Source organism: Salinicola peritrichatus (assembly GCF_003206715.1).
GTDB lineage: Bacteria > Pseudomonadota > Gammaproteobacteria > Pseudomonadales > Halomonadaceae > Salinicola > Salinicola peritrichatus.
Genome location: NZ_PZJU01000009.1, coordinates 17,166 through 35,910, shown reverse-complemented (window position 1 = coordinate 35,910; position 18,745 = coordinate 17,166). Strand labels below are relative to the sequence as shown.

Genomic DNA, 18,745 nt, shown 5'->3' with positions numbered 1-18,745 from the left:
AAGGCCTGCCTTGCCGCTGGCGTCAGTCCTTCTCCCGCAGCCGGTAGAGGTGCAGGTAGCGTTCCTTCGATGGCTGCAGGTGCTGGTAGCACAGCTGATGCAGGCGCGGGCGATCCTGGCGTTCGAGGGCGTCGATCATCGCGATGTGTTCGTCGCGGGCCAGGATGATGTTGTCGTGATCGGTGGTGCCGATGAAGCGGATCGCGTGGGCCTTCTGGGCGAATTCATTGATCGTGTCGGCCAGGTAGGCATTGCCGCAGGCGGCGAACAGCGCGCGGTGGAAGGCGATGTTGTGACGGAACACCGCGCGTAGATCGCCGCTCTCGACGGCGGCGCTGTGTTGCGCCTGGATCGATTTCAGCGAGTCGATCAGCGCCGGCGGCGCGGGCATGGGGATGCGTTCCGCCGCGGCTTCCTCCAGCAGCTCGCGCATGACGTAGATCGCCTCGACCTCTTCCGGCGTATAGGATTTGACGAAGGCGCCGCGATTCTTGATGCGTTCCACCAGGCCGATGCTCTCTAGCTGAAACAGCGCCTGGCGCACCACGTGCCGCTTGCCGGCGAAGCGCTGCATCAGGTCCTCCTCGACCAGTCTCTCCTTCGGATGCAGCCGACTCAGCACGATGTCCTCTTCGATCGCCGAAACGATGTCCGTGACGCTACCCGTCTCCACGGCGGCGTCCTCGTTCTCGCTCCCTTGGCGCCGATCCGCAGTGGCGGGGGCGGGTGTGGCGATGTCTTGCTTTGACATGAACATATTCCCGTAACGGTGAATGGCGGCCCCCAGTCAGCCGTTGGCATTGTCCTCGGCGGCAAGGGGCGGGGCAAGCCGCGCCCCGAGCATTGGCGTGTCTTTGCGGAATCGATCCTGCACTGCCGTTCGGCCGGAATGGGTGCCGCTGCCCGATTTGGTACGCCATTACTGCTTTAGTCTGTATTGGCGTCAATATTATTGACAATTTGATCGATAAATTAATACGTTTCTTTCGGCATCACAACGACAAACGAACTCCGCCAGAGAGGTACCGAACATGCACGCCAAAACTCTTCGCCGCTGGCTGTCGATCGCCGCCGCGGCATTCGCGATATCGCCGTTGGTTCAAGCCGCCGACTACACGGCCAGTGACGAAATCACCGTGCTGCAAGGATTCAAGCCGGGCGGCGGCAGCGACACCTTGGCGCAGTTGGTGCAACCGCGTCTGAGTGAGATTCTCGGTGTCGACTTCGTCAACGAATACATGCCCGGCGCGACGGGGGCGGTTGCCTGGACCCGTCTGGCCAAGCAGTCTCCCAACGATGGCAGTGTCGTCAGCATCACCAATACGCCGATGTTGATGACCAACTACATCATGAACGATGCCATCAGCTACACCACCGACGAGCTGACGCCGATCGCCAACGTGGTCACCGACCCGGGCATCGTCGTGGTCAATGCCGACAGCCCCTACCAGACCATCGAGGATCTCTTCGACGCCGCCAGGCAGAACCCGGGGACCGTCACCATCGGCAACTCCGGAGTCGGTGGCGACGACTTCTTCACCACCATCCTGCTCGAGCAGGCCACCGGACTGTCGTTCAAGAAGGTGCCGTTCCAGGGCGACGGTCCGTCCGCGACCGCGGCCATGGGCGGCAAGATCGACGCCAGCTTCAACAACGTGGGCAACGTCTATGGCCAGGTTCAGTCCGGCAATCTGCGGGCGCTGGCAGTGTTTGCCGAGGAGCGTCTCGATAGCTTGCCCGACGTGCCGACCCTGAAGGAGAAAGGCATCGATGTGGTGGCCGGTTCCTCGCGCGGCTACAGCGCCCCGGCCGGTATTCCCGACGAGGCCCGGCAGCAGCTGATCGAGGCGTTCCAGACCCTGGCCCAGGATCCCGATTTTCAGGCCGAAGCCAAGAAGCGGGCGATGAATCTCGACATCGTCACCGGCGACGACTACCGCGCGATGTTCGAGCGGATGGAAAGTCAGTATCGCCAGGTATGGGACGAAGTGAAGGACGACGTCGCCCAGTAACCGACTTGCTAGAGTCGACGGCATCGAAGGAGACCAGGAGATGAATATCAGCCGCTTGTTGCTGGGCCTGTTCGGTATCGCCGTGGCCGGCGTCTTCTTCTTCGATGCCAGCAACTATCCCCGGGCGGCGGCGCAGATGCCGATGATCTATTCGGTGGCGGTGGCGCTGCTGTCCGCGGCGATGATCGGCGACGAACTGGTGCTCAAGCGCCGTCGCGCGATCGCCGGAGGCCAGAGCCGGGGTAAGGAAATGGCGGCAGCGCCAGCCGAGCCGAAGCGCTGGCTGGCGGTGGCTGCCATCTTCGCCCTGGCAATGGGTTACGTCGCGCTGATGACGACGCTCGGCTACATCGTCGCTACCGCGCTGTTCATGGCTGCGGCACTGGCGATCCTGCGTACCGTGGGCTGGCGCTTCGCGCTGATTGCCGGCGCGGTGCTGATCGCCGTCGTCTGCCTGGTCTTCGTGCAATTCCTGGGACTGCCGATTCCCCTGCTGCCGTCCTTTCTATGAATGCCCGGGCGGACGAGTCCCGCGCCGTCCGGGTGCTGCTGGTCGTTGGAGGACCCTAGATCATGGATTCCTCGCTGGTGATGACGGGGTTGGTCAATGTGCTCAGCCTGACCAACATCGCTTGTATCCTGGGCGGCACCCTGCTGGGAATGTTCGTCGGCGCCATGCCGGGATTGTCGGCGACCATGGCGCTGGCGTTGTTGCTGCCGCTGACGTTCAGCTTCGATCCGGCGACCGGGCTGAGCATGCTGGCATCGCTCTATGTCGGCGCCTCCTACGGCGGCTCCATCGCGGCGATCCTGCTGCGTACGCCGGGCACGCCGTCGGCCGCCGCCACCGTGCTCGATGGCTTTCCGATGTCGCAGCAGGGCAAGGCGGGGCAGGCCCTGGGTATCTCGCTGTTCGCCTCTTTCTTCGGCGGTTTGATGAGCGGCATCGCGCTGCTCACCGCCGCGCCATTGCTCGGCACCCTGGTGCTGGAGTTCGGCCCGGTGGAACTGTTCGCCATCGCCGTGCTGGGCATCACCATCATCGGTTCGCTGGCGCAGGGTTCGGTCGTCAGCGGCCTGCTCTCCGGCGGGCTGGGTCTGCTGGTGAGCACGGTAGGAATGGACCTCACTACCGGCACGCCGCGCATGACCTTCGGCCAGATCAACCTGTTCTCGGGAATCGACTTCACCGTGGCACTGATCGGGCTGTTCTCGGTACCGCAGGCGCTGGCGCTGATCGAGAACTCGCATCGCAGCAACAAGGTGGCAAGCCGCATCACCGACCGCCTGGTGCCGCGGCTTGCCATCATCAAGCGGCTGATGCCCAACATTCTGCGCTCCAGCGGGATCGGCATCATCGTCGGGCTGATCCCGGGCACCGGCGGCGATACCGCCAGCTGGTTCGCCTACAACGAGGCCAAGCGCTTCGCCAAGGACAAGAGCCGCTTCGGCAACGGCGAGATCGCCGGCGTCGCCGCACCCGAGGCGGCCAACAACGCGGTGGTCGGCGGGGCGCTGATTCCGACCATCGCGCTCGGCATTCCCGGCAGCTCCTCCACCGCGATCCTGCTCGGCGCGCTGATGGTCCAGGGCATCCTGCCGGGCCCGAACCTGCTGACCGACTACGGCGATGTCACCTACACCCTGATCTGGGCAGTGATCCTGGCCAACGTGGCGCTGCTGATCGTGGGGCTGGCATTCACCAAGATGAGCGTTTCGGTGACCAGGATCCCGGACGGCTTCGTCGCCTGCGCCATTCTCACCTTGTGCATCATCGGCGCCTTCGCGATCAACAACAGCCTGTTCGATGTCGGGCTGATGCTCGGCTTCGGTCTGTTCGGCTACTGGCTGAGCAAGGCCGGGGTGTCGCCGGCACCGATGGTGATCGGGCTGATCCTGGGGCCGGTGATGGAAACCAGCTTCCAGCAGTCGATGCTGATCGGCAACGACAGCTTCGGCGTCTTTCTGCAAAGTCCCATCGCCAGCGTGCTGCTGGTTCTCGCACTGCTGTCGATCCTGCAGGCCACGCCTGTCTTCCGTTGGCTGCGCCAGCCATTCAAGCGCCGCCTCAAACATGGCTGACGCGCCAGGGGGGCGCCACGAACCGGGGCCCCATGCCCCAGGCCATCACCCAATTGGAGTAGAGCAATGACACGAATCACCGATGTGCAGGCACGCACGGTCAGCGTTCCGCTGGACAATCCGACCAGTTTTTCCAACCGTCAGGTATTCAAGCGCGACTACGCCCTGGTGCGGGTTACCGGTGACGATGGCGTCAGTGGGATCGGCTTCTGCTACGGCGGCAACAACGCCGGCGAACTGGTGACCAGGGCGGTGCGCGATCTGCTCAGGCCGGTGTTGCTGGGTGAGGATGCCTATCGGGTCGAGGGGCTGTGGCAGGAGATGTACCAGGAAGGATTGCTGCACGGGCGCACCGGCTCGGTGATGCGGGCTCTCAGCATCCTGGACGTGGCACTGTGGGATCGCAACGCCCGCGCCGCCGGCCTGCCGCTCTATCGCTTCCTGGGTGCGAGCGACGAGACGAGCGTGGCGGCCTATGCCAGCGGCGGTTACTACCTCGACGGCAAGACCCCGGCCAAGCTGGCCGAGGAGATGACCGGCTATCTGGCCCAGGGCTTCAAGGCGGTGAAGATGAAGGTCGGCCGCGAGGATCTGGCCGGCGAGGAGGCGCGCCTGGCGGCAGTGCGCGAGGCGGTCGGCCCCGACGTGCTGCTGATGATGGATGCCAACAACGCCTGGCGCGACCTGCCTTCGGCGCTGGCGTTCATGCGCATGGCCGAACCCTATTCCCCCTACTGGATCGAGGAGCCGTTCAGCCCCGACGATATCGACAACCATCGCCGCCTGGCCGAGCGTACGCCGATACCGGTGGCGACCGGCGAGATCGAGGCCGGCCGCTGGCGCTTCAAGGAGCTGCTCGACAAGGAGGCGGCGATGATCCTGCAGACCGACGCGGCGGTCTGCGGCGGGGTGACGGAGTTCCGGCGCGTGGCGGCCACCGCGGCCAGTTACGGCGTGGAGGTTTGCCCGCACTGGTTCCATGACCTTCATGTTCACTTGGTGGGGGCGACGCCCAACGCACCTTTCGTCGAATTCTTCGCCGACGACCAGGTGCTCAATTTCCGACGCCTGGTCGATACCCAATTGACTTTCGCCGACGGCCGGTTGAACTTGCCTCAGACACCCGGGCTGGGATTCGATTTCGACGAGCAGGCGCTGGAACGCTACGCCGTCGAGCCCTGGTCCTGAAGATCGATAGCCGAGAATGCTGACAAACTATTGCGCTCGCCCATGCGGCGTTGAAATCCGCCTCAAAATGCTCATTTACTCTCTGTAAACTGCGCTTCTTCGGCCGATTTCGCCTTGCCTGGCCATCGCTCGTGACGTTTGTCAGCATCCTCAGCCGCGGGTCGGTCGTGACCGGCCCGCACCCCGTTTGCACCAAGAGGTCCGCGCCCATGTCGTCGCCTGTTTCCTGTCCTACCGTGCTGTCGCCGGTCATCACTCCCTTCAACGACGATCTCGCGCCCGCTGCCGAGCGCTTCGTCGCCCACTGTCGCTGGCTGGTTTCCAACGACGTCGGCCTGGCGATCTTCGGCACCAATTCCGAAGCCAACTCGCTGTCGATGCAGGAGCGCCAGGCGTTGCTCGACCGCCTGATCGCCGCGGAGATCGACCCGACGCGACTGATGCCCGGCACCGGTTGCTGTTCGATACCGGACAGCGTGACCCTGACGCGACACGCGGTGGCCCATGGCGTCGGCGGTGTGCTGATGCTGCCGCCGTTCTACTACAAGGGCGTCTCGGAGGAGGGGCTGTTCCGCTTCTATGCCGAGGTGATCGAACGCGTCGGCGACGATCGGCTGCGGCTCTATCTCTACCACATCCCGCCGGTGGCCCAGGTGCCGATCGGCCTCGGCCTGATCGAGCGGCTGCTGAAGCGCTACCCTGGTGCCGTGGCCGGGATCAAGGACAGCTCGGGGGATTGGAGCAACACCCAGGCGGTGATCGACGCCTTCGGCCAGCAGGGCTTCAGAGTCTACGCCGGCAGCGAGCGCTTCCTGCTGCCGACGCTGCGTGCCGGCGGCGCCGGCTGCATCAGCGCCACCGCCAACGTCAATCCGCGAGCGATCTCCTCGCTGGGGGCGGATTGGCAGCGGGAAGGCGCGGACGAGCGCCAGGCGGCGTTGAACGAGATTCGCGACATCTTCGAGAGCGTACCGATGATCCCCGCACTCAAGGCGGCTACCGCCTATTTCAGCCACGACGAGGCCTGGGAACGCCTGCGTCCGCCCCTGGTGCCGCTCGACGGCGCGCAACGCGAGAAGCTGTTGGCGGCACTTGCGCGGGTCGGCTTCGACATGCCCGGACTGGCCGCTTGAGCGGCATCGCCGTAGAGTCGTTACGCGATACGTGCATACAATAAGGACCCTCAGTGACAGCCCAACGACGTCGACTTTCCCGCATTCGCAATTTCATGGACCTCGAGCGTGCCGGCAAGCGTCATCTGCCCAGGCCGATCTACGGTTACGTCGCCAACGCCGCCGAAGAGGGCAAGAGCCTGGCCGCCAATCGTGCCGCCTTCGACGACTACTGCTTCGTGCCTCGCGCGCTGATCGATGTTTCCAAGGTCTCGCTGGTGACCGAATTGTTGGGGGCGCGCTATGCCGCGCCGTTCGGCATCGCGCCGATGGGCATCAGTGCGCTGTCGGCCTATCGCGGCGATCTGGCATTGGCCCGGGCCGCTTCGAAAGCCTCGATTCCGATGATCATGAGCGGCTCGTCGCTGATCCCGATGGAAGAGGTCGCGGCGATCGACGGCAGCGACTGGTTCCAGGCCTATCTTCCGGGGGATCGCCCGGGGATAGAGGCGCTGATCGAACGCATCGAACGCGCCGGGTTTCGCAACCTGGTGATCACCGTCGACTACGCCGTGCCGCCCAACAGCGACAACAACCGGCGCAGCGGCTTCTCCTCGCCGATCCGGCCCAGTCTCAGGCTGGCGCTGGATGGGCTGGTCAGGCCGCGTTGGCTCTATGGCACCTTCTACAAGACCCTGCGCCACCACGGTATCCCGCACTTCGAAAACAACTACGCCACCCGCGGCATTCCGGTGATCTCTCGCCATGTCAATCGTGACTTTTCCGGCCGTACGCATCTCGACTGGGAATATCTGGCATTGGTGAGGGAAGCCTGGTCGGGCAACTTGGTCGTCAAGGGCATTCTTCATCCCGAGGATGCCAAACGTGCCAAGGATCATGGCGCCGACGCGATCATCGTGTCCAACCATGGTGGCCGGCAATTGGATGGCGCCATTGCCCCCTTGCGCGCGCTGCCGGAGGTGATCGCCGCCGTCGGGGACTTTCCGGTGATGATCGACAGCGGCTTTCGCCGCGGCACCGATGTGTTGAAGGCACTCGCCCTGGGGGCGCGCTTTGTCTTCTTCGGGCGTCCGTTCAACTACGCTGCCGCCTACGCCGGTGAAGCCGGTGTCAGCCACGCGATCCGGCTGATGCACGAGGAAATCGCCCGTGACATGGCGCTGCTCGGGATCACACAGGTCGACCAAATGGATATGACGCGTCTGCGTCAAAGCCGCTAGGTGTCGCTTCCTGCGTTCTCTCCAGCCTGCGTCTTCGCTTGGCTCGGAGTATCCATGGGAGCCTGTTCCGACTGAGGGAAATATGACAACCTGCCTATTCCGTATAGGCTCGGGACTCCTCCAATCGTTCGACACGGAGCTGGCCGGAGTCATGCGAAAGTATGGGATACGCCAATAACCGAGATAACAGGGAATCGTGCAATGACGTCACTATCCGAATCCGATTATCGAGCCAGTTAGGCTTCGTTCCGGGAGATAGGATGCATTCCGAGAGCTATTCCGAGCTTACTTCTGCCCTGGAATCTGCGACTCTGAGTCGCTGTCAATTTCAGGTTAGGACGTATCCTTGATAATGGACGTATCGAATATACGGTGCCATGGAATCAAGCAATGGAGTCGCGGTGCATGCTGCGGCTTCTAAGCGGCTGGCTGCTGTTGGCGGCAGCGGTGCTCTGCTCCTTGTCGAGTCATGGCGATGACTCGACGGTCCTGGTGATCACCAACCCCACCGTGAATCAGGCGTCCTTACCGTTGGAGACCGTCAGAGCGATTTTCGCCATGCGGCAGCGAACGCTACCGGGGGGACAGGCCGTTCATGTCTTCGTCCTATCCGACAATAACCCCATTCATGAGGATTTCTCGAAGAGAATCCTCGGCGTCTATCCGCACCAACTCAGGTTGGCATGGGACCGGGCGGTCTTTTCCGGCACTGGACAGGCACCCAACGAGGTAGCCGATGAGACAGCCATGCTCGAGGCCGTCGCTTCCACGCCTGGTGGTATCGGCTATGTCAAACAATCCAGTCTGAATAATCAGGTTCAGGTGCTCAGCGTTGAATAGATTGACTCGCTTGTCTGCTGTCGCGCTCGGGGCCAGCATGACATTGATGGCTTTACCCCGAGCCCACGCTCTTGAAGTGTCGGATACGCTGCAGATGCATGGCTTCCTGAGTCAGGCACTGATCATCACTGATCATAACGACTTCTTCGGCCCGAGTAGTGAAGGTGGGGGGAGTTGGGAATATACCGAACTGGGATTGAATGCGTCTTTTCGGCCGTTGAGCAACGTTCTCGTGGGAGCGCAAGTACTATCTCGGCAGGCGGGAAGTGACGAAGAACTCACCGAGCCAGAGCTCGATTATGGAATCGTTGACTACCAGTTCTTAACCAATGAAGAGAGCACGATAGGCGCCCAATTTGGACGTTTTAAAAACCCATTCGGTTTATACAATCAAACCCGCGACGTTGCCGCTACACGCCCAAGTATATTGTTACCACAGTCCATCTATTTCGATCGTACGAGAACGCCAGCACTGACCGCGGACGGCATAATGGGCTATGCCGAGAAACGCCTGGATAACGGTGTTGTCAGACTGCAACTCGGTTTCGGGGAACCGCGGTTCGATAGTCAGGTCGAAGGCTCCCTTCTAGGAAGGAAAGATACTGGCAATTTTTCAGGGAAATCCTCCTACATCGGCCAGCTGAGATATGAGTATGGCGGCGGTACTGCCATCATGGCGCTGACCAATGTAAATGTCCGTGCCGGATTTAATTCGAAAGAGTCGGGGCCGGGCGATGGTGGTTTTACTTTTAAGCCTTGGATTCTGTCCTTCCAATATAATCAGGAAAACTGGTCACTGACTACAGAATACGCTATCCGTCCCATCGTAATGAGTGGATTCAAAGAATCCTACAATTACGACATTACGGGAGAAAGCTGGTACCTGCAATTCACGCGGAGGCTTAGTGAAAAATGGCAATGGTTGCTCAGATACGATTCTCTTGTGATAGACCGTAGTGATCGTTCGGGTCGGGAGTTTGCTGATAAAACTGGTCAGCCGACCTATTCGAGGTATGCCAGGGATTGGACAACAGGCCTGCAATGGCAGCTATATCCCCGGCTACTGCTATCATCTGAGCTTCATCATGTTAAAGGAACAGGATGGCTTCCAGTAATTAATGAAAACCAGTCTGACTCCCAAGATAAATACTGGGATATGCTTCTTTTTCAGCTGTCATACTTTTTTTAAAGATAAAAAATGAGTTTGGCTAAAAGGCACGCCCAATGAGATGTCACAAGAGAGTCGTCCAGATAGGACTTAAATGGCGAGCCCTGTTTTTGACCAGTTTGTTGCTGTTGGCTTTGGCAAGCCTGATTGCCTGGGTGAGTAATCATGCGCTGGTTCAACAGTTTAATTATTCACAGAAAATATTTTATGAACGCCAAAGACATGACGTTTTTTTAACTTTGCAGCGTTCCGCAGATAGCATGCGTCAAATAGCAAGTGTCATCGCTTCTTCATCAACCTTGAGGTCGGCTTTGCTAGCGGCCGATGTGTCGAGTATCGAAGCTTCTTTGAAATCCCAGTGGCCAACACTCCAATTAGATGCTGGGATCGATGACGTCAGTATATATAACAAGGATATGGTGAAAATCGTCAGCATAGGCCAAATGACTTCAGACACGGGAAAAGAACTGGGGGTTGATTGGTTAAAATCAGTCATAGAAATGGAACAACCGGATACAAAACTACTATGTCATCATGAATGCCGACAATACATGGCCGTTCCCATCCTTGTGAAGGGAACGAACGCCGGTGTAGTGATGGTGTCCAGGTCGCTGGCTGATGTGACTCGATATATGCAAAAAAGCTCCGGAAGCGAAATTGCATTATTGGTCAGATCGAAAAAGCATCCGGATAAAGCTGAGCGTTACATTGCGAATTGGAATTCTACCATAGTAGCGCTGACGCATGAGTCGAGCAGTTTTCCGCTTATTGAAGGAATTTCCAATAGTGCCAGTTTCGAAAATATTAACGGCAAGGTTTATCGTTATTCTGAATCGGGAAGAGAATACGAGGTTATCGCGATACCGATAGAAGGCGAAGGAGATGAAGTTGACGATCACTCCGGCTATTTTGTGTTGATTTCTAACGTTACCGACCAAGTGAAGTCTATTTCACAAACGACTCGTACGGTGTTGTTGATTGCCTTGGGTGGATGGATAGCAGCTGAGATCCTTCTATTTTTTATCTTGCGGTACCGCATGAATCGATTGAAAAATATTAGCCAGAAGTTACCGTTTTTGGCTAATCGTAGATATAACGTCATGCGGAGCGAGCTTGCCCCTAGCAGATCATTCTTTCAGGATGAGATTGATGTATTAGAAAGCACTGCGATTGATTTGGAAATCAAACTTGAAGAGCTGGAGATAGAGGTTAGTAAGCGAGGTACTGAACTCGAAGCTAGGGTCAGGGAGCTGGCAAGAGAAAGAGATTTCGTTTCCGGGCTTTTTAATACGGCTCAGGTGTTGATCGTAATTCATGATCGCTGCGGCAATATTACCTTAGCCAATCATTTCTGTCAGGCTATCACAGGGTTGTCTGAGCAGGAACTAAAAAAAAGCACTTTTCAACAGCTGTTTGCCGCGGACTTGGACTTGGTTCGTATCGATGAGTTTTTTGATAATGGTGGACAACAAGAGAGTGATGTAGCCTCGAGTGATGGCGAGGTCAAAGTCATTGTATGGTATCATACCCCTTTGCAGTATGAGGAACTTGGTAGGCAGGAACTTATTTCGGTAGGAGTCGATATCACGGATAGGAAGTTGGCTGAACGCCGGCTGGCTTGGTTAGCCAACCGGGATCCGCTAACGGAACTGTATAACCGACGCTTTTTCAAGGAGGCCTTGCAACGAGCGGTAATTCCAGGAGCTTTCGGCGCGGTACTCTATCTGGATCTCGATCGGTTCAAGGAAGTGAACGAGGCCAGTGGGCATCAATCTGGTGATCAGCTGCTTCGCGCTGTTGCCACGGCGTTGGCAGATTTGAGTCACGGCAATATCGTGGCCCGGCTGGGTGGGGACGAATTTGCCATCTTGCTAGAAAATGCCTCAGAACAGACAGCGACCGAGATGGCCCAAAGAATTGCCGATCGTCTGGAGCAAAAGACCTTGAGTATAGAAGGACGTGTACATAGGGCAAGCGCGAGTATTGGTGTGGCTCTGTATCCCGATAACGGTGACCATCCTGACGAATTGATGGCGAATGCCGATTATGCCATGTACCGGGCGAAGGAAGACGCAGGGCAGCGCTGGCACCTTTTGTCGCCGGAACAGCAAGGTCGGGAAGAGCTGAAGCAACGAATATATTGGGTCGAGAATATCCGCAATGCGCTATTGAATAATCAGTTCGAATTAATGGTTCAACCTATTTTTCGACTATCGGATTTGAATGTGCAGCATTACGAGCTTCTTCTTCGCCTAAAAGACGAGAACGGGATATATCTGTCTCCGGCTATCTTCATTCCCATTGCGGAGCGAAGCGGCCAGATCGTTGCCATTGATCGATGGGTATTGTCTAACGGTATCGGACTGATATCCCGATTATCCTCAAAAAACGCCGTTCTTGCTGTCAATCTTTCGGGTCAATCGTTGCATGACACTGGGCTCACGGATTTCATGAAACGCGAATTTGACCGCCATCAGGTCGAGCCCAAACGTCTCATTATTGAAGTCACGGAGACCGCAGCGGTAACCGATTTCACAGCGGCTAGAGGTGTGCTTGAAAGTATTAGAATGCTGGGTTGCCAAGTGGCCCTGGATGATTTCGGGGTCGGGTTCAGTAGTTTTTATTACCTGGGTCAACTCCCGGCGGATTACATCAAGATTGATGGCTCTTTCATCAGGGCATTGCCAGATAGCGAAGAAAATCAATTAATCGTCAAAGCGATAGCTGATATTGCTAGGGGTATGGGTAAAAAGATCGTTGCCGAGTTTGTCGATAAAGAATCCATATTGCCCTATCTAGAAAAATACAAAATCGACTATGTCCAAGGATATTACTTAGGTCGACCGACAACTATTTCAGACGCCGGGTTTGGTTAATAACCAAAGGGCAGGGGGCTGCAATGATAGATGAATTCCTGGATCGTTTTCAGGTCATTTTGGCAACAACAGCAGATGAGAAAGATCGTGTTTTCTCGCTGCGGCATCAAGTTTATTGTGAAGAGTTGGGGTATGAACCTCTCAATCTCAAAGATCGTATCGAGAGGGATGAGTTCGATACGCGATCTCTTCATTGCTTGATTGAGCATCGATCTACCGGACTGGCTGCCGGTTGTATGCGGGTCGTGATTCCCGATGCTTCCTCAGCCAAATTTTCTCAACTGCCAATCGAGGAGCATTGCCGTCAGTTTGATGCCGTCGTCGAGTGGGGACGCAGATCAATCGATCGTAATAGTCTATGTGAAATTTCTCGAATTGCGATACCTCGATATTTCCGTACTCAAATGCACAAGCAGAGAGAGTCGGCCGTTACTGGCCTGGGTGAGTTAGTATTCACCAAACAGGAGCGCCGTGTGTTTCCGTTGATTGGCGTCAGCCTGTTCCTCTGCGCGACCGCTCTGACGGGGATTGCGCAAAGACATCACGTATTGGCCATGATGGAAAACCGCTTCTATCGCTTACTGGCCAGAACGGGATTAAAATTTGAACAGGTGAGCCGGCCTATGCAGTTTCGTGGTCAAAGGGCTGCTTTTTATATTGATCAGAGAAATGCTGAAAATGAATTACGTGAATCTGTAAGACAACTCTATGCTGTAATAAAAGAAGATCTAACAGTGCAATATGCTTTGGAAGTCAGTTCGTTGCACCATTTGATTGGAAGGCCCGTTTGTTCTCCTTATTGAGCTGGCAAGTCGGCGTGGCCATGTGGGCATCGCCACGCCTGTAGCTCCTATTTCTCAATCGCTGCAGCGATCGCCTTGCCTAGACTTTCCGTCGTTCCCTGGCCCTTGAGATCCGGCGTCAGCGCCGACTTGTCGTCGTTGGCTAGCACTTTCTCGATAGCGCCGACGATCGCCTCGCCCGCGTCCTGGTGGCCTAGATGCTCCAGCATCATCGCGCCGCACCAGATCTGACCGATCGGGTTGGCAATGCCCTTGCCGGCGATGTCCGGCGCGCTGCCGTGAACCGGTTCGAACAGGCTCGGGAACTTGCCTTCCGGATTGATGTTGGCCGAAGGAGCCACGCCGATGGTGCCGGTACAGGCGGGGCCGAGGTCGGAGAGAATGTCGCCGAACAGGTTGCTGGCGACGACGACATCGAACCAGTCCGGATGCAGCACGAAATTGGCTGTGAGAATGTCGATGTGGAACTGGTCGACGCTGACGTCCGGATAGCTTTTGGCCATCGCTTTCACCCGCTCGTCCCAGTAGGGCATGGTGATCGAAATGCCATTGGACTTGGTTGCCGAGGTCAGCTTCTTGCGCGGCCGGCTCTGGGCCAGTTCGAAGGCGTATTTGAGCACCCGGTCGACCCCGGTACGGGTCATCACGGTTTCCTGCATCACCGTTTCACGCTCGGTACCTTCGAAGATCTTGCCACCAATGCTCGAGTACTCGCCCTCGGTGTTTTCGCGCACCACGTAGAAGTCGATATCGCCGGGTTCGCGGTCGGCCAGCGGGCTCTTGATGCCGGGCATCAAACGGCAGGGGCGCAGGTTGATGTACTGGTCGAAGTGGCGGCGGAACTGCAGCAGGGAGCCCCACAGCGAAACGTGATCCGGCACCTTTTCCGGCCAGCCCACCGCACCATAGAAGATGGCATCGAAGCGTGACAGCGTTTCGAACCAGTCGTCCGGCAGCATCTGGCCGTGTTGCAGATAGTAGTCGCAGCTGCCGAACTCGAAATGCTCGAATTCGAGCTGGACAGCGAAGCGTTTGGCGGCCTCTTCGAGCGCGCGCAGGCCCTCCGGGACCACTTCGATACCGATGCCGTCGCCGGGAATGACCGCGATCTTGTGAGTCTTGTCTTGAGCCATGATGAGATTACCTCATGAAGTCGCTGAGATGCTGGAAGACCGCGTCCGGGGCTTCCTCGGGAAGATAGTGGCCGCAAGGCAGCGCACCGCCACTGACGTCGCTGTCGGAGACCGCGCGCCACTCTTTCAGTGCGTCGAAGCAGCGTCCGATGGTGCCGAATTCGCCCCACAGCGCCTTGAGCGGCATCGTCAGATAGCGGCCGGCATCGCGATCGGCACGATCGTGTTCCAGATCGATGGTTCGCGAAGCGCGATAGTCCTCGCAGAGTCCGTGAGCCGCGCCGGGCAGGGCGAGGCAGCGTTGATATTCGGCGATGGCGCGGGGATCGAAAGGCGCCAGCCCCGCATGGCGTCCGCCCATGATTCGCGTGACATAGTTGGCCGGCGAGGTCTCGATCCACGACTCCGGCAGCGGCGTCGGCTGAATCAGGAAGAACCAGTGCCAATAGGCCGTGGCGAAGGCGAGGTCGGTGGCTTCATACATCGCCAGCGTCGGCGCGATATCCAGCACCATCAGCTTGTCGACCCGTTCGGCGTGATCGAGCGCCAGCCGGTGGGCGACCCGACCGCCGCGATCGTGGCCACACAGGTAGAAATGCTCGAAGCCCAGCGCCCGCATGACGGCGACCTGGTCCGCCGCCATGCGCCGCTTGCTGTAAGCGACGTGCTGCTCGTCGCCGGGCGGTTTGCTGGAGTCGCCGTAGCCGCGCAGATCGGTGGCGACCACCGTATAACGTTCGGCGAGTCGCAGGGCGAGGCGGTGCCAGATGGTATGGGTCTGCGGATGGCCGTGAAGCAACAACAGCGGCGGGCCTTTGCCGCCGGTCACGCCATGGATGGAAACGCCTTCTTCCACTGCGATATCGAAAACGCGAAAACCTTCGAACATGACTCGCCCGTTCCGTTTGGGATCGATGCCATCAGTGTAGTGTCTGACGAAGGAGAGATAATCGGGCTATGATGCAACCAACTCTTGAATACAAGTGGAGAATAAGGTGTCGTCACTCGACGATCTCGCTTTTTTCCAGCACATTGCGCAAGCGGGCAGCCTGACCGGCGCCGCCCGTGAACTCGGGCTATCGTTGTCGGCGGTGAGCAAGCGTCTGCAGCAACTGGAGTCGCGTCTGGGCGTCTCTCTGGCAGCGCGCACGACCCGGCGGCTGACACTGACCCCGGAAGGCGAGCGCTATCTCGCGCGGGGCGCGGTGATTCTCGACGATCTCGGCGATCTCGAGAATTCATTGCGCGACCAGCGGGCGTCACTGTCGGGCCGGCTGCGCATCAATGCCACCTTCGGCTTCGGACGCCGCCATGTCGCGCCGCTGATATCGCGTTTTGCCGAACAGCATCCTCAGTTGGAACTACTGCTCGAATTGACCAATTTTCCTCTCGGTCTCGACGAGCAGGGATTCGATATCAACATCCGCGTCGGTGAGCCACCGGACTCCCGCTGGATCGCCAGGCGGTTGCTCGCCAATCGCAGAATCCTGTGCGCCGCACCGCGCTATCTCCGGCAGGCGCCGCCGCTCGAACGCCTCGAGGACCTCGGCGCCCATCGTTGCCTGATCGTGCGTGAGAACGACAACGACTATTCATTGTGGCGGTTCGAGGCCGCCGACGGCTCCCGCGCGCAGCGTTCGGTACGGGTTCACGGGCGGCTTGCGAGCAACGATGGCGAAGCGATGACTCGCATGGCGCTCGACGGACATGGGGTCTTGTTGCGCTCATGGTGGGACGTACATGAACCATTGGCGCGCGGCGAGTTGGTGGCGCTGCTTCCCGAATGGCGGGGGATTCGCGCGGATTTCCATCTGCTCTATGTGGCCCGGTCGCGGGGCAGTGCCCGGGTCAAACGCTTCGTCGACTTCATGATCGCGGAGATGGCCGGCCGCGTGCCTGCGCTGCCCTGAAGGCGCCACCGGAATTCGGCAGTCCAGGCGCGACAGGGGACACGGGTAAAAAAATGCCCACCAGGGGATGGTGGGCAAGTAAGGGATCATTCAAGGGAACACCTACTCAGAGTGCCGGGTGTTCCAATAGTTCCGAGAGGGGTCAAAAAAATCGGCACGAATTTGTAACGCTTTTTTGCTAGCGCCGCTTCTGCCTTGCACCTCGATTCCTGCGCTTTGATTCAGAAAGAGAAAGTCTTCTTGACCTCGGGCCATGCGGGCTCGCCATCCAGAGTAGTCACATCCTTCAGCATGGATTCCACACGATCCGGATGCTCCTCGATCCAGGTCTTGGCGACCTCTGCCACCGGTTTCTCGTCCAGGCCATATTGCTGGATCATCCAGCTCTGCTCCGCAGAGGTAAACGAGAACTGGTTGAAGAAGGTCACCAGGTTAGGGTTGGCCTCGGCATAGTCGCTGGCCATCAGCGTACGCACATCGCTGGCGCCATTGCCTTCGCCGAACAGGTTCTTCTCGTCGCTCAGGTAGCGCATCGGCAGTTCGAGGTTCATCCAGTGCGGTTTCCAGCCGACCCAGACGATGGGCTCGTGATTGGCGATGGCGCTCTTGGCGGCGCTCAACATGCCCACGGTACTGGTATCGACCAGTGTCCAGTCGCCGAGCCCCCAGGTATCCTCGTCGATCGCCTTGTTGAGGATCTCGCTGGCGGCGGAACCGGCACCGAAGCCGTAGATTTCGCCCTTGAACTCGTCACGATGCGAGTCCAGGTCGGCGAACGAAGTGATGCCCTGGTCGTAGACGTAGTCCGGCACGGCGAGCGTCATCTGCGCGCCGGTGACGTTGGTCGCCAGACGTTGGATGCTGCCGTCGGCTTCGAGTGGCTCGAGCATCGGATTTTGCGCTGGCAGCCAGGCGCCGAGAAAGACGTCGACGTCACCGGAATCCAGGCCCTGGTAGATCACCTGCAGGCCGATATCCTGAGCCTGGCTCTGATAGCCCAGCGGTTCCAATAGTTGACGAGCGATCTCGGTCTTGACGGTAATCCCCGGCCAGGCCGGAACGCCGAAAACGACACTGTCGTCGGCTGCTTGGACCTGAGTCGCGGCCAGGAAACTCAGGCCGGCGCTCAGCGTGAGGGCGAATAGGGGTTTGGCAGGTTGCATTTGTTGTCTCCTGTGATTCCCTGATCGATGATCCCGTTGGCAGCGGACCATGCAGAAAAGCCGCCCGGTCTCCCGAGCGGCTCGTATCAACGGCGACAAAACCGTTGGATTCTCATCGCGACGGCACCCGTAGATGCGATGGCATCGAAGACGTTACCGGATGACAAGAACTTCTCCTCGATGATTCTCCACCATCGTCGTTGTTAACGGCGTGTTTCTTTCAGTGTCTCTAGGATGCGGATTGCGCCAGGCTCTGACAAACGATTAATCTGGCCGCTAAGCCCAAGCATGGCTAATGCCCGACTTTGGCTATTAGACCAAAGATGAGAGAGCGATATGTCCGAATTGCCCCCGGTGTTATGGCTACAAGCGTTCGAGGCGGCAGCGCGAACCCTGAGTTTCACCGCAGCCGGGCGCGAACTGGGCGTGACTCAGTCGGCGATCAGCCAGCGCATCCGCTTATTGGAGGATCGCGTCGGTCAGCCGCTGTTCGTGCGCTACCCGCGCAGCCTGGCGCTGACCCCGGCCGGGCGGGCCTGGCTGCCGAGTGTCCAGGAAGCCTTCACGCGTCTGGCCGAGGGCACCTCGGAAGTGTTCGGCCCCAGCCCGGGGGCGCCGGTGACGCTGAGAGCAACGCCGGCGATGCAGCAAACCTGGCTGGTGCCGCGCCTGCTGAGCTTCCAGCAAGTTCGGCCCGACGTCACCCTGCGTCTGGTGAGCGCGATCTGGTCGGACGATTTCGGTGCCGAGGGCGCGGATCTGGAGATTCGTTACGGACATGGCGGCTGGAGCGACATGACCGCCGAGTGCCTGGGCGAGGAGCGCTTGCTGCCGGTCTGCTCCAGCGCGGTGGCTGCTCGGCTCAAATCCCCCGCGGACCTCGCCGGCGAGACACTGCTGCACGCGGCCGGTTTCGCCGCCGGCTGGCCACGCTGGCTGGTGCTGGCTGGGGTCGCCGGTTTGGAACAGCGTTGCCGGGCCATGATCTGCGATACCCATGTCACCACCCTGGCGCTGGCCTCCTACGATGGCGGTATCGCGCTCTCCCACCGGCGCCTGCTCGAGGCCAGTCGTGATCTGGTGGCGCCATTCGATCTCGACATGGCGACCAACGAAGCGTTCTGGCTGGTACGCCCCGCCAGTCGCCAACTGCGCGAGCCGGCGGCGGCGCTATGGGACTGGCTGCGGCAATCGAACTAGGGAGGCAATAGCAGTCT

Annotated in this window: 16 protein-coding genes; 12 read left to right on the top strand and 4 right to left on the bottom strand. The window is 58.9% G+C overall.

The window, feature by feature from the left end; translation table 11 throughout:
- Positions 1-22: 22 nt before the first annotated feature.
- The gene (locus DOM57_RS05430; protein WP_110648222.1) at positions 23-751 is read right to left on the bottom strand and encodes a GntR family transcriptional regulator; all 729 of its coding nucleotides are present in this window, start codon (positions 749-751) and stop codon (positions 23-25) included.
- Between the two features lie 280 nt (positions 752-1,031).
- Between DOM57_RS05430 and DOM57_RS05425 the strand changes: the two genes are divergently transcribed.
- The 10 genes from DOM57_RS05425 to DOM57_RS05380 all read left to right on the top strand — a co-directional run bounded on the left by DOM57_RS05425 (position 1,032) and on the right by DOM57_RS05380 (position 13,322).
- Positions 1,032-2,012: a tripartite tricarboxylate transporter substrate binding protein gene (locus tag DOM57_RS05425; RefSeq protein WP_110648221.1), complete on the top strand. Its 981-nt coding sequence runs from the start codon at positions 1,032-1,034 to the stop codon at positions 2,010-2,012.
- 40 nt (positions 2,013-2,052) lie between these two features.
- Entirely contained in the window at positions 2,053-2,523 is a 471-nt protein-coding gene (locus DOM57_RS05420) for a tripartite tricarboxylate transporter TctB family protein (protein ID WP_110648220.1), read from the top strand.
- Positions 2,524-2,585: 62 nt separating this feature from the next.
- A complete protein-coding gene (locus tag DOM57_RS05415) occupies positions 2,586-4,094 on the top strand; it encodes a tripartite tricarboxylate transporter permease (RefSeq protein ID WP_110648219.1) in 1,509 nt (502 codons plus the stop codon).
- Positions 4,095-4,160: 66 nt separating this feature from the next.
- Positions 4,161-5,282: a mandelate racemase/muconate lactonizing enzyme family protein gene (locus tag DOM57_RS05410; protein WP_110648218.1), complete on the top strand. Its 1,122-nt coding sequence runs from the start codon at positions 4,161-4,163 to the stop codon at positions 5,280-5,282.
- Between the two features lie 209 nt (positions 5,283-5,491).
- The gene (locus DOM57_RS05405; RefSeq protein WP_110648217.1) at positions 5,492-6,415 is read left to right on the top strand and encodes a dihydrodipicolinate synthase family protein; all 924 of its coding nucleotides are present in this window, start codon (positions 5,492-5,494) and stop codon (positions 6,413-6,415) included.
- A gap of 53 nt (positions 6,416-6,468) precedes the next feature.
- A complete protein-coding gene (locus DOM57_RS05400; RefSeq protein WP_239496125.1) occupies positions 6,469-7,635 on the top strand; it encodes an alpha-hydroxy acid oxidase in 1,167 nt (388 codons plus the stop codon).
- 405 nt (positions 7,636-8,040) lie between these two features.
- Positions 8,041-8,475 (top strand): type 2 periplasmic-binding domain-containing protein, encoded by a 435-nt coding sequence (locus DOM57_RS05395; protein ID WP_239496124.1) that lies wholly within the window; start codon positions 8,041-8,043, stop codon positions 8,473-8,475.
- Positions 8,476-8,512: 37 nt separating this feature from the next.
- On the top strand, positions 8,513-9,664 hold the full coding sequence (locus DOM57_RS05390; protein WP_110648234.1) for a hypothetical protein: 1,152 nt from the start codon (positions 8,513-8,515) through the stop codon (positions 9,662-9,664).
- A gap of 89 nt (positions 9,665-9,753) precedes the next feature.
- On the top strand, positions 9,754-12,519 hold the full coding sequence (locus DOM57_RS05385) for a bifunctional diguanylate cyclase/phosphodiesterase (RefSeq protein ID WP_162619450.1): 2,766 nt from the start codon (positions 9,754-9,756) through the stop codon (positions 12,517-12,519).
- A gap of 23 nt (positions 12,520-12,542) precedes the next feature.
- A complete protein-coding gene (locus DOM57_RS05380) occupies positions 12,543-13,322 on the top strand; it encodes a PEP-CTERM/exosortase system-associated acyltransferase (RefSeq protein ID WP_110648214.1) in 780 nt (259 codons plus the stop codon).
- Between the two features lie 47 nt (positions 13,323-13,369).
- On the opposite strand, the gene DOM57_RS05375 is transcribed toward DOM57_RS05380, so the two are convergent.
- Together DOM57_RS05375 and DOM57_RS05370 are read right to left on the bottom strand one after the other, a co-directional pair.
- Positions 13,370-14,455 carry a tartrate dehydrogenase gene (locus DOM57_RS05375; RefSeq protein WP_110648213.1) on the bottom strand — a complete coding sequence of 362 codons (1,086 nt, stop codon included), beginning with the start codon at positions 14,453-14,455 and terminating at the stop codon, positions 13,370-13,372.
- Between the two features lie 7 nt (positions 14,456-14,462).
- Positions 14,463-15,344, bottom strand: coding sequence for an alpha/beta fold hydrolase (locus tag DOM57_RS05370; RefSeq protein WP_110648212.1), 882 nt, complete (start codon positions 15,342-15,344; stop codon positions 14,463-14,465).
- Between the two features lie 106 nt (positions 15,345-15,450).
- Between DOM57_RS05370 and DOM57_RS05365 the strand changes: the two genes are divergently transcribed.
- The gene (locus DOM57_RS05365) at positions 15,451-16,365 is read left to right on the top strand and encodes a LysR family transcriptional regulator (protein WP_110648211.1); all 915 of its coding nucleotides are present in this window, start codon (positions 15,451-15,453) and stop codon (positions 16,363-16,365) included.
- Positions 16,366-16,586: 221 nt separating this feature from the next.
- Here DOM57_RS05365 and DOM57_RS05360 read toward each other — a convergent pair whose 3' ends face one another.
- Positions 16,587-17,528: an ABC transporter substrate-binding protein gene (locus tag DOM57_RS05360; protein ID WP_110648210.1), complete on the bottom strand. Its 942-nt coding sequence runs from the start codon at positions 17,526-17,528 to the stop codon at positions 16,587-16,589.
- Positions 17,529-17,864: 336 nt separating this feature from the next.
- On the opposite strand from DOM57_RS05360, the gene DOM57_RS05355 reads away from it, so the two are divergent.
- Entirely contained in the window at positions 17,865-18,728 is an 864-nt protein-coding gene (locus DOM57_RS05355; protein WP_110648209.1) for a LysR substrate-binding domain-containing protein, read from the top strand.
- The last annotated feature ends 17 nt before the right edge of the window (positions 18,729-18,745 follow it).